The sequence below is a fragment of the Agaribacterium haliotis genome, assembly GCF_002312815.1.
GTDB lineage: Bacteria > Pseudomonadota > Gammaproteobacteria > Pseudomonadales > Cellvibrionaceae > Agaribacterium > Agaribacterium haliotis.
Genome location: NZ_NKQJ01000004.1, coordinates 157,172 through 168,089 on the forward strand (window position 1 = coordinate 157,172; position 10,918 = coordinate 168,089).

9 protein-coding genes are annotated in these 10,918 nt (G+C 52.1%); 4 read left to right on the forward strand and 5 right to left on the reverse strand.

Annotated features, from left to right (window positions below; all coding sequences use genetic code 11):
• Nucleotides 1–112: 112 nt before the first annotated feature.
• The 3 genes from CFK45_RS06740 to CFK45_RS06750 all read right to left on the reverse strand — a co-directional run bounded on the left by CFK45_RS06740 (nt 113) and on the right by CFK45_RS06750 (nt 3,683).
• Nucleotides 113–2,500, reverse strand: coding sequence for an EAL domain-containing protein (locus tag CFK45_RS06740; protein WP_096085669.1), 2,388 nt, complete (start codon nt 2,498–2,500; stop codon nt 113–115).
• Nucleotides 2,497–3,027: a YfiR family protein gene (locus CFK45_RS06745; RefSeq protein WP_096085670.1), complete on the reverse strand. Its 531-nt coding sequence runs from the start codon at nt 3,025–3,027 to the stop codon at nt 2,497–2,499. The genes CFK45_RS06740 and CFK45_RS06745 overlap by 4 nt, the downstream gene beginning before the upstream one ends.
• Before the next feature lie 143 nt (nt 3,028–3,170).
• Nucleotides 3,171–3,683: a 3'-5' exonuclease gene (locus CFK45_RS06750; protein ID WP_096085671.1), complete on the reverse strand. Its 513-nt coding sequence runs from the start codon at nt 3,681–3,683 to the stop codon at nt 3,171–3,173.
• 217 nt (nt 3,684–3,900) lie between these two features.
• Between CFK45_RS06750 and CFK45_RS06755 the strand changes: the two genes are divergently transcribed.
• Nucleotides 3,901–4,509 (forward strand): Hpt domain-containing protein, encoded by a 609-nt coding sequence (locus CFK45_RS06755; RefSeq protein ID WP_143247491.1) that lies wholly within the window; start codon nt 3,901–3,903, stop codon nt 4,507–4,509.
• A gap of 46 nt (nt 4,510–4,555) precedes the next feature.
• On the opposite strand, the gene CFK45_RS06760 is transcribed toward CFK45_RS06755, so the two are convergent.
• The gene (locus tag CFK45_RS06760) at nt 4,556–5,482 is read right to left on the reverse strand and encodes a GGDEF domain-containing response regulator (RefSeq protein ID WP_096085673.1); all 927 of its coding nucleotides are present in this window, start codon (nt 5,480–5,482) and stop codon (nt 4,556–4,558) included.
• 104 nt (nt 5,483–5,586) lie between these two features.
• Here CFK45_RS06760 and CFK45_RS06765 point away from each other — a divergent pair, with 104 nt between their 5' ends.
• Nucleotides 5,587–6,378 carry a TatD family hydrolase gene (locus CFK45_RS06765; protein ID WP_158224619.1) on the forward strand — a complete coding sequence of 264 codons (792 nt, stop codon included), beginning with the start codon at nt 5,587–5,589 and terminating at the stop codon, nt 6,376–6,378.
• Here the strand turns inward: CFK45_RS06765 and tcdA are convergent.
• A complete protein-coding gene (gene tcdA / locus CFK45_RS06770; RefSeq protein ID WP_096085675.1) occupies nt 6,364–7,164 on the reverse strand; it encodes a tRNA cyclic N6-threonylcarbamoyladenosine(37) synthase TcdA in 801 nt (266 codons plus the stop codon). The two genes, CFK45_RS06765 and tcdA, sit on opposite strands and share 15 nt — an antisense overlap.
• Before the next feature lie 350 nt (nt 7,165–7,514).
• On the opposite strand from tcdA, the gene CFK45_RS06775 reads away from it, so the two are divergent.
• Both CFK45_RS06775 and CFK45_RS06780 read left to right on the forward strand, forming a co-directional pair.
• Complete coding sequence (locus CFK45_RS06775; RefSeq protein ID WP_096085676.1) at nt 7,515–8,504, forward strand: GGDEF domain-containing protein; 990 nt, start codon at nt 7,515–7,517, stop codon at nt 8,502–8,504.
• 89 nt (nt 8,505–8,593) lie between these two features.
• Nucleotides 8,594–10,765 (forward strand): YgiQ family radical SAM protein, encoded by a 2,172-nt coding sequence (locus tag CFK45_RS06780; RefSeq protein WP_096085677.1) that lies wholly within the window; start codon nt 8,594–8,596, stop codon nt 10,763–10,765.
• Nucleotides 10,766–10,918 lie beyond the last annotated feature (153 nt).

Sequence of the window (10,918 nt, forward strand, 5' to 3'; positions counted from 1 at the left end):
GCTTATCCCCGGCTTCCAGCCGAAAGATATAAAATTAAACAGCTGTTTAATGATTAAGTATGGGCGCCGCTGTCAGACCTATTTATGTTTTGTCGGCACCGCGCTGGTTTGTTTATTTATTAAATTTGCCGGAGCTGAGCAGGTCGTCAATGCTCTGCGGTTTCGCCAGGTAAAAACCTTGTAAATATTCACATCCGTGTTTGGCAAGAAAATCTGCCTGAGCCTTGGTTTCAACACCTTCTGCAACTACTGTCATGCCGAGGTTGTGAGCAAGGTTGATAATCGCACAGGTTATTTCTCTATCGTTGTCGTCTTCTGGTAGATCAATAACAAAGGAGCGATCTATCTTTAAACTTGTGATTGGGAATCTTTTAAGGTAACTAAGCGAGCTATATCCTGTGCCGAAATCATCAATGCTGAGCCGGCAACCGACATCTCGCAGTGACGCCATTATTTCAATGGCCCGGTCCATATCGTCGGTGACGGTGGATTCTGTTAATTCAAATTCAACTTGAGCTGGATTGATGCTGTATTTTTTCAGGGTTCGGCCAATTTCAGTCTCCAGCGAACTTGAAAAGAATTGTTGAGCGCTTAGATTGACACTAATACCCTCAATACCTAAGCGGGCTAATTCTTTTTCATGTTGGCTGAGAATTTCACAAACCCGATCGAGTACAAATTTTCCAAGCTCGTGAATGAGCCCGCTATCTTCAGCAATTGGAATAAATTTAGATGGAGGAATAAAACCTTCGTCTTTATCTATCCAGCGAACCAGCGCTTCTGCCCAGCAGGCCTGTAAATTTTTAGATTGGTATTGAGGCTGCAAAAATACGTCAATTTCACGATGGTCAATGGCGTGGCGCAATTTTTGTTCGAGGCGTATTTGTTCCCTTATTTCCTCGTCGAGTTTGGCAGAATAGCAAGAGAAACTATTGCCGCCACCTTCTTTGCTGTTGTATAGCGCCATGTCGGCAAAGCGCAGTAACTCTTCGGGGGTGCTGGCGTCATCGGGGTACAGCGCGACACCGATGGAGCCGCTGACCGCCAGCGAGGCAACTTCATTGGCAGTGTCGGTTTTCATTGCACTTAACAGGCGCTTACAGATAAATTCGACACTGTTAATATTTTCTATACCTTCAACTAGAACCAGGAATTCATCCCCACCCATACGTGCGACGACGTCTTCGCGAAATACAGCACTGCGAAGGCTTTCTGCAGTGCGGCTCAAAAGGCGATCTCCTGCATCGTGGCCCAGGCTGTCGTTAACACGTTTAAAATTGTCGAGATCCATCATAAAGGCGGCAATTTTTAACTGTTTTTTCTCTGCGCTGGCAAATGCGTATTTTAAGTGGTCACTTAAAAAGCGGCGGTTGGGCAGGTGAGTTAAAGGGTCGTAATAGGCGAGTTTTTCGAGTTCATTCTGGGCTTTTTTGAGGTCGGTAACATCTACCAGGGTGCCGACGTAAAAAGTACGCTTGCCTTCTCTAACGATGCTTACGTGCTCTTGTAAGTAGCGGTAATCCCCGGTGTAGTGAAGAAATTCGAATTCGGCTTGTACAAATAACTGCCCGTGTTGAAGCTTACTCATGCTCTCGATGTAGCGGCGTTTGTATTCGCTGTCGATAAAGTCACTAAAGTTGTTTGCGTGCTCTTCGTTAAGGCCGGTAATTTTTGTCCACGCCGGGTTGACGTAGTCGTAGTTTTTGGGCGAGTTACGCAGAAAAACTCCGACTGGAGAATTTTCGGCAAGGGTTCTGAAGGTGGTTTCAGAGCTTTTGAGTTTCTGGTTCTCAATGCGAAAAACATCGAGCATATGGTTAATGGTATCGACAAGATCGCCGACTTCGTCGTTGCTGCGTTTTTTTGCTCGCTCAGAATTAAGTGGGTTGGCGGCAATGCGCTCGCCGAGCTTAGACAACTCGCTCAGCGGCTGCAGCGAGCGGTTTAGCTGGCGGCTGCCAAATAAATACGCCAGCATCACCGCGACAAACAGAGCGCCAAAAATAGCCAGGCTAGTTAACAAAAACTGGCGTTGCAGTGAATTGCCGGTACTTTCAATAATTAAGTGCCCGAAGGTTTCTCCGTCGAGGCTGACCGGCGTGTAGATAGTTTGGTGGCGAGTAAAAGCATGGCTTGTCTGCAAATGTGCCTGCGGTTGAAAGTTACTTAAACAGCTATCGCCGACATCGGCGGCGAGATAACTGGCGTAGAGTTTACTGTCGCGCTGATACAGGCATACCCGGGCGATATCGTTGTGGTGGCGGGCACTTTCGAGGTTTTCTCTGACTTCGTCGGCATAACTCTGCCCCAGGCTCAAACCAAAACTGACTTTCTCGGCGAGTATATCGCCGATTAGGCGCAGATCATCGTTGGTGTTGTTGTGAGCTTCGAGTCGGCTAAAGGCGAGCAAGGCTACACCGCTGACCACGATGGCGACAATCAGGGTTAAACCGACGATGCGCAGCAGCTTAAAACGAAGCGAGAGGCGGGTATCGTTCATATCCCGCCCTCGACATTGCTGGCGGCCTTGAGCACACTCGAGCGGAAGTGCACGCCGCTATTTTTGGCCGCCCGCTGGTTGATGTCGAACTGGATTTTATCGCCGTGGCGGTAGAGGTGGATGGCGGCAATATCTTTCGACGCGCAGCCTGAGCAAATTAAAAATTTACTTTGAGTCGTTTTGATATCAAGTACCTCAGTTTTAGGGCCGAGGATCAGTACCGAGCAGCTCGCAGGGGGCGGCATGTTGACGTTGTGAACGGCGATATCTTTACTACCTCGCTGGCTGATATGTCTAAGTTGCTGGCCGATGGCTTTGTCGCCAATCACACAGATTTCTGCCTGGTCTTGCCCCTGCCAGCGACTGAATTGAAGCAGGCGCAATACAATCATTGCGCGCAGTTCAGTATCGCTAACAGCTAGAGGCCTGGCCCGCGATGACGAGGTGCACAGTAGGGCGGTACCCACCAACAAGCAGAGGGCAAACCTTAGCGTTGCTTCACGTCTTGAGGTGGGGCGTGTTGGCATAAGTTCCTTAGATACGTTCTAAAGCTGTGCTGATTGCAGCTGTATCGTTTGATTATAGTTAAGGCTCAGGGCTTCGTTGCATACGAGAGAGCATCGCGCAGTCCGGCGATGCGATTGGAGGGCTAGGTGCGGTGTCTGCAGTGTTACGCGGCAGGGCTATTGGCAGCTTGTCTGCTGCACAAATAGGTTTGCTGGATAAGCAGGGCGTCGGAGCTGGCGCGGTGGCGAACCATTTGCAGTTTGTGTTCGAGCTCGCTTTTGACTTTGTCCCAAACGTTAAATTGTTCTTCGAGCATGATGTGTTCAATGGCTCTGAGTTTGAAGCTCTGGTTAACGCGCATGGTATTAAACAGTTTGTTGAGCCAGCTTTGGTCGTGGGCGAGGGCGTCGGAGAAAACTTGGCTTCGGCCTAAAAAAGCGTTGATCTCATGACAGACTTGTTTGGCAGGTTTACCGCGCTGTAGTAATACATCCCGGCTAATGCCGTGAAGCTGTTCGGCGCTGTCGCTCCAGTAGGTCCAGTGAGCTTCCGGTTTGATAAGGGCGCAGTAACGCTCACCGGTACTTTTGGCGATGCCTATCTCCACCGGGTAACTTAGATTGCCAAAACCCGATGCTTCGATATCGACGATATTAGGGCAGCGTTGCTCGTTCATATGTTTCTCCTTTTACAGCTCGACCAGATCCTTCCAGTAACTGTTTTATATCATGATCATAGTGTATGCGTACGCCTTTTTCCGCTTTGCTATGCTAAAAGCGAAAGCCAAGCTAGCTGTACTCTTGTGTTTCCCGCGTTGACATCGCTGTTGTTTGTTTAGGTTTGGGAGCCAAGCGTTGAATAGCGCAATTATTGAGGTGGAGCCGGAGCCAACGATGAAGAACAAATCAGCTGCGCAGACAGCTGAGCTATTGCTGCCGCCAGCCTTGCGGACCATAGACTTTGAGCGTAAAAAGCCGGATATCGCTCGCCGCGCCAGTGCGTATGTGCGTGTACTTAAATCTTATACTGAGCACAATCAATACACGGAAGCTGAGTTGCGCGCAGCTTACGGTGATACAGATGGCGATCAGCTGCGTCACTTGATTCACGGTTTAAAGGGCGCTGCTGGCAACCTCGCTATGATGCCGCTTTATGAATTGGCCGCCGAGCAGGAGACGTGGCTGCGCGAAGGTGGAGAAATTCATCAAGCAGTGTTTGACGAGCTGCTTAAGTTGCTGCGCGACTCTCTGCACGACGCCCAAGCTATTGTTGATTTGAACGAACAAACCGAGCGCTCTGAGCAGCAAGCTCAACTTCGCCCCGCAGTACAAGAATTGGCTCGCTACCTTGCCCGCAGTGAAGTGCCGAGCGCCGAACTGTTAATGTCATTAAGGCAGCTCGAACAGAGCTCAAGTGGCAACAAACAGCTGGCTTTGCTGCTGCAAGCGGTTGTCCGATACGACTACGATGAGGCTTTGCTGTTGCTGTCAGAGCTGGAGTAAAGCAAGCTGTTTTGTTTGCAAAGCTCTTGTCGGCGCGGGGCTCGCGTTACTCTAAGTCGCCATAGACAATGCGAGCCCTGCCTCGGCCTTTGGCTTCGTACAAAGCGGTATCCGCGCAGCGGATGAGGTCGTCGGGTTTGACAAGTTCATCCGGCACGGTTGAACAAAGCCCGGCACTAAAACTCAGATAATCACTGACTTGAGAACCACTGTGCTCGATGCACAATTGCTGCACTGCGTCGAGTGCATTGTTCATCAGGCGCTCGGCAATAACCTGGTCGCTGTTGTAAATAAGGATGGCAAATTCTTCACCGCCGTAGCGAGCGATAAAGTCAGAACTGCGTTTGAAGGTATTTTTGAGCGAACGGGCCACCGCTTTGAGGGCTTCGTCCCCGGCCGGGTGGCCATATATATCGTTATACTGTTTAAAAAAGTCTACATCGAGCAGGCACAGGCTGAGGCTCTGGTCCTCGCGCATGCAGCGATTCCACTCAATTCTAAGCTGATCGTCAAAGGCGCGGCGATTGTGCACTTCGGTCAGACCGTCGATGCGGGCGAGCTGCGACAGCAGCTCGGTTTGGCGAATCAATTGGGTCTGTAGGTTCAGGCGCGCGCGCAGTACGGTGATATTAATCGGTTTGGTAATGTAGTCTCGGGCGCCGAGCTCTATGCCTTTGGCTTCGTCATCGGGTTGGTCCATACCGGTCATAAAGACGATGGCAAGAGGGCCAAAATCGCGTTCGTTTTCCACCAGGGTGTGGCAGATCTCAAAACCGTTGCCGTCGGGCAAGCCGACGTCCAGCAATACCAGGTGCATGTCTTGCTGCTCGAGTACACGCATGGCTTTGGCCCGGCTTTTGGCGACAAACAAACGAAAGCGACCGCTCAGGGCATCGACAATTATGTCGATATTGACGGGGTCATCTTCGACGATCAGTATGTTGTAGTGCTGCTCGTTACTGAGTGCGCTCATAAATAGCTAAGGCTGCTGTGCCTTGGTAGATGGCTCAAATGCAAATGTGGCGAATTGTCGGCCACGTTGTTTTAAGTCTAGACAAAGTTTTCACGAGGTCGCCATTGGCTCAACCTGCACCGCTGATAGACAGTCACTGTCATTTTGATTTCAGTGATTTTGACCGCGATCGAGCGCTTGTGTGGCAGCGCTGTCAGAATTTGAATATTGAAGCCCTTTTGATACCGGGGGTGGAGCCTGGCCAGTGGCCAGTGGCGCGCGATTTGTGCCTGGCCCATCCGGGCTGGCGTTATGCGGTGGGTTTGCACCCGTGGTATAGCGAGGTCTATTTACAGCACAATTCACTGGCGCAGCTCAAACACAGCTTGCTAAGCGCCGCCAGAGACAAGCTCTGTGTTGCTGTCGGCGAATGTGGTTTAGATAAGCTCAAAGGTATGGATATGCAGCTGCAGCGGCAAATTCTACAGCTGCATATCGACGTTGCGACACAGCTAAACAAACCGCTTATATTGCACTGCGTCAAGGCGCACGAGCAGCTTCTGGCAGAGCTGAAAGCGACCCCGCCACCGGCCGGTGCGGTGCTGCACGCGTTTTCGGGCAGCGTGCAGCTTGCCAGGCAATATGTGGCGCTGGGGCTTGTGCTCGGTGCCGGCGGTGTATTTACCTACGAGCGGGCAAAAAAAACTCGCCAAGCTTTTGCCGAGATTCCGCTCGACAATATTGTATTAGAGACCGATGCGCCGGCGATGGCGCCGAGCTGGGTGGGCCGGGGGCAGCGCAATAGCCCGGAACACGTGGCGGAGATTGCCCGGGCTTTAGCCGAGCTGCGCGGTCAACCTGAAGATGAAATTCGCCGTCGCTGCAGCGACAATTGCCGGCGTTTATTTGCCTTTTAAACAGTCTTCGAGATAGCGCTCAATGGCTTTGGCCGCAGCAACAAAACCGAAGCTACCTGTCACCATCACCGAACTGCCGAGCCCGCCGGCGCAATCGAGTTTGACGCCGTCAACCAGAGCTTTTTTGTTTGCACACACCGAGCCGTCAGGTTTGGCATAGACCATGGCTTCTTTGCTAAAAACCGCGTCTACCCTGAATTTGCGCCCGCTTGAGCTGCGTTTAAAGCCGTGGTGGCGATAGAGCTGGTTGCGCAACTTAGCGAGCATGGGGTCGGCTTCTGTTTGGCCGAGATCACCCACACATATTTTACCGGGGTCGCGTTTGCCGCCCGAACTGCCAACACAGATAAGGCGTTTTTTTTGTCGGCTGCAGTAGGCCAGCAGAGCAGATTTAACGTTGACAGAGTCAATCGCGTCTAGCACCACATTTAGCTCTGGGACAATCAGCTGCTCGATATTCTTGGGTGTCAGAAAATCGTATACACAGTGCAGCTGAATATCGGGGTTGATTAGTTTTAGCCGCGCGGCGATAACATCGAGTTTATTCTGGCCGATGGTGTCACTGAGTGTATGCAGCTGGCGGTTGCTATTGGTGAGGCAGATATCGTCTAGTTCAATCAAGGTCAGTGCTCCGACCCCACTGCGCGCGAGCGCTTCGGCTGCCCATGAACCGACGCCGCCGAGACCGATAACCGCCATATGGGCAGTGGCAAGTTGTTGCTGTTGTTCGGCCCCGTAAAGCCGGCTGACGCCGCCGAAGCGCATCGAATACAAATCGTCTGACATAAATACTCGCAGATAAAAGGACAGCGTTGCGCGCAATGTTGTTCACTTAAGTGAAAGCTTTCCGGAACGAAGCTTGAGCGGGCTTTCTTGGGGCGCCGTAAACCCGTCCATGGGGGCTTCGCCGCCGCATCCTTGCGGCAGAGACCCAATCAAACCCACTTCAGCTTCGCTCCTACCATCTCGTTACATCATTGAGTGAACAGTGTTGCGCGGGCTTTTTAGCTTAATTAGTCAAGTATCTCAAGTGCTTAAGCCGGGCGCGCGGCCTGTGGCTTGGCGTTTGTTTCAATATAAATTGGCCGAAGTTTGTTCTATGCTAACGGCAACTGCCTTGTTTGTGGTCGCAATGTATGCGCAATCGAGAACTTAAACTTGCTTTTGAGCTCAGTGCCAGCCTGCTTGAACACAGCAGTTATCATACGATGACTCAGCGCTTTTTAGAGATTTTGCGCGGCCTCAAAGGGGTGGAGTCGGTCGCTTCCTATGAAATCTTCGGCGATGTTGCCAAGCGCACGGCCGAGATCAATCACCACCACGATTTTCTCGTGCGTCGCTTTCCGAATAGCCTCGAGGAGGCCAGCCGCGACGAGCACTACGAAACCTTGCAAAAAGTGCTCGACAGCCACCGCGGCGGCATACACTACCTCGTCGAACGCAGTGGGCCGTGGATGAGCCTGGATGTCAGTCGCGATGTAAAACCCCGGCGTGTGGTATTGCTCAAGGGTAAGCTAAATGGCTTTAACGTTGCGCTGGTTAACGGCTTGTTTGCGGTTTACGCCAACCAAGTAGCCCTGCTTGATAAAAAAGAAAGGGACAAGCTCAGCTCACTGCCAAACCGGCACAGTTTTGATCTGATTCTGTCTCAAGTGCTCGATTTCTATCGTCGCAGTAAAACGCTGCCGCCGAAGTGCTCGTGGTTGGCCATGCTCGATATCGATCACTTCAAGCAGATTAACGACAGTCGCGGCCACTTGTACGGCGATGAAGTCCTGTTGCAGTTTGCACGCCTGTTTGAGCAGACTTTCAGGTATTCCGACTTTCTTTTTCGTTTCGGCGGCGATGAGTTTGTGGTCATACTCAACCAGACCAACCTCGAAGGGGCCAAGCTTTCGCTTGAGCGCTTTCGCCGCCGTGTTGAGGGCCACTGCTTTCCCGGTGGGCAGGTGACAGTCAGTGTCGGCTTTACCGTTGTTGAGCCTCAAAAAGCGGCGGCCAGGCTGGTTGAAGAAGCCGATCGCGCGCTCTATCGCAGCAAGGCTTTGGGGCGCAATAAGCTCACGCTGTATAGCGCTGAGCTGGATCAAAGCAAGTTTGAGCTCGACAATGCTGAGCTGTTTTAGCCCGCTTTCGGATGCCAGCGCGAAGTCTATTAGAAGCGCGCGCCGCACTCAGGTAGAATGGCGGCCGTTTCCCACCCCAATTAAATTCCATGACCGCAATTATTAAAGCGCCTCACCTGTTGAGCTATCCAAAATACTGGGCTTCTTGTTTTGAGCCCGCGCCGTTTCTGCCAATGAGCCGCGCGGAGATGGACAAACTCGGTTGGGACAGCTGCGACATTATTGTTATCAATGGCGATGCTTATGTGGATCACCCGAGCTTTGGCGGGGCTTTAATCGGCCGCCTATTAGAGGCGCAGGGTTTTCGGGTCGGCATGATTAGCCAGCCGGATTGGAAAGATGGCGAGGCTTTTAAGCAGCTCGGTGAGCCCAATCTGTTCTTTGGTATCAGTGCCGGCAATATGGATTCGATGATCAATCGCTATACTGCCGATCTGCGCCTGCGCCACGACGATGCCTACACACCCAACAACGAAGGTGGTAAGCGCCCCGACCGCGCGGTGACGGTTTACACGCAAAAATGTCGCGAAGCATATAAGGATGTGCCGATTGTTGTCGGTGGCATAGAGGCGAGCCTGCGCCGCATAGCCCAATACGACTACTGGAGCGATGAAGTGCGCCGATCGGTGCTGATTGACAGCGGCGCCGATATCTTGCTCTACGGCAATGCCGAGCGCGCTATTATCGAAGTGGCGACACGCGCAGCGGCAGGTGAGCGCATTGTTGATATGCACGATGTGCGCGGCACTGCGGTGCTTAAAAAGTCTGTGCCTGACGCCTGGACGGTTATTGATTCGAGCCGCATCGATTGGGCCAAGAATATCGATGCTATTCCCAATCCCTATGCGATGGAAGGCATGGGTGATCAGAACTGTAAAACCGAGGCCAACAGCGCTGCGGATGTAGCGATGCAGGAGCCGGAACCAACCCCGGCCGAGCCGATACGCATCATTCCGATGCCGTTGCAGCGCAAGCACGAGCTCGACGAGAGCCGCACCGTTATCCGCATCCCGAGCTTTGAAAAAGTTCGCAACGACAAGGCGCTCTACAGTCACGCCTCGCGTGTTTTGCACCTCGAGAGCAACCCGCAAAATGCGCGTGCGATTGTGCAAAAACACGGCAACAGGGAGGTGTGGATTAACCCGCCGCCGATACCGCTCGAAACTGACGAAATGGACGCGGTGTTTGCGCTGCCCTATGCGCGTGTGCCGCACCCGGCTTATGGCGATGCGCAAATCCCCGCTTACGACATGATTAAAACCTCGGTCAATATTATGCGCGGCTGCTTTGGTGGCTGCTCGTTTTGTTCGATTACCGAGCACGAAGGCCGGGTGATTCAAAGCCGTTCGGAAGAGAGTATTTTGACCGAGCTCGAGGCGATACGGGATAAGACCCCCGGTTTTACCGGGCAGATTTCTGATCTCGGTGGGCCGACCGCCAATATGTACATGCTCAACTGCAAGGACCCGCAGATTCACGCGAACTGCCGCCGCCTGAGCTGTGTTTTTCCAAGTATTTGCAAAAACCTTGTAACAGATCACGCGCCGACGACTCAGCTTTATCGCAAGGCGCGAGCAATTCCGGGTATTAAAAAAATCGCTATCGCTTCGGGCCTGCGTTACGACTTGGCGGTTAAAGACCCGGAGTACATAAAAGAGCTTGTAACGCATCACGTTGGCGGTTATTTAAAAATTGCACCGGAACACACCGAAGAGCGCCCGCTCAACAAAATGATGAAGCCGGGCATAGATACGTTTTACGAGTTTAAGCGCCTTTTTGATAAGTTCTCTAAACAGGCCGGCAAAAAGCAGTATTTAATTCCGTATTTCATCGCCGCCCACCCGGGCTGCGAAGATGAAGACATGATCAACTTGGCGTTCTGGCTGAAAAAGAACAAATACCGCTTAGATCAGGTACAGACGTTTTATCCATCGCCGATGTCGTTGGCTACAGCGATGTATTACGGCGGAAAAGACCCGCTCAAGCGTGTTGGCTACAAAAAAGGTGGGGTTCATACACCGCGCAACTTAAAACAGCGTCGTTTTCAGAAAGCCCTGCTGCGTTTTCACGATGAAAAAAACTGGAAGCTCTTGCGCGAAGAATTTAAAGCGATGGGGCGTAAGGATTTAATCGGCACGGGTGAAAACGCGCTGGTGCCGCCCGAGCAGGGCAAGGGTACTCGCTCTGGTAGCGGCCGTCGCTCAAGCCCGGCTCGCAGGCCGCAGGGGCGCAGGAATACAACCCGGCGGCCTCGAAATTAGTTTGTCTCTATTCCTTTGGGGGGATGCTCTAAGTCTACTGCACGCCTGGGGCGGTAAATTTTAACCGCCCGTTATTGTAACTAAGGGCTTTGGTAAGACAGATAAATAGGTGTTGGCATTGAGCGCCGGGCCTGCGATTACTACAATGCGCGC

Coding starts and splice junctions, on each gene's coding strand:
- CFK45_RS06740 (WP_096085669.1), bottom strand. CDS start 2,500: ATGAACGATACCCGCCTCTCGCTTCGTTTTAAGCTGCTGCGCATCGTC.
- CFK45_RS06745 (WP_096085670.1), bottom strand. CDS start 3,027: ATGCCAACACGCCCCACCTCAAGACGTGAAGCAACGCTAAGGTTTGCC.
- CFK45_RS06750 (WP_096085671.1), bottom strand. CDS start 3,683: ATGAACGAGCAACGCTGCCCTAATATCGTCGATATCGAAGCATCGGGT.
- CFK45_RS06755 (WP_143247491.1), top strand. CDS start 3,901: ATGAAGAACAAATCAGCTGCGCAGACAGCTGAGCTATTGCTGCCGCCA.
- CFK45_RS06760 (WP_096085673.1), bottom strand. CDS start 5,482: ATGAGCGCACTCAGTAACGAGCAGCACTACAACATACTGATCGTCGAA.
- tcdA (WP_096085675.1), bottom strand. CDS start 7,164: ATGTCAGACGATTTGTATTCGATGCGCTTCGGCGGCGTCAGCCGGCTT.
- CFK45_RS06775 (WP_096085676.1), top strand. CDS start 7,515: ATGCGCAATCGAGAACTTAAACTTGCTTTTGAGCTCAGTGCCAGCCTG.
- CFK45_RS06780 (WP_096085677.1), top strand. CDS start 8,594: ATGACCGCAATTATTAAAGCGCCTCACCTGTTGAGCTATCCAAAATAC.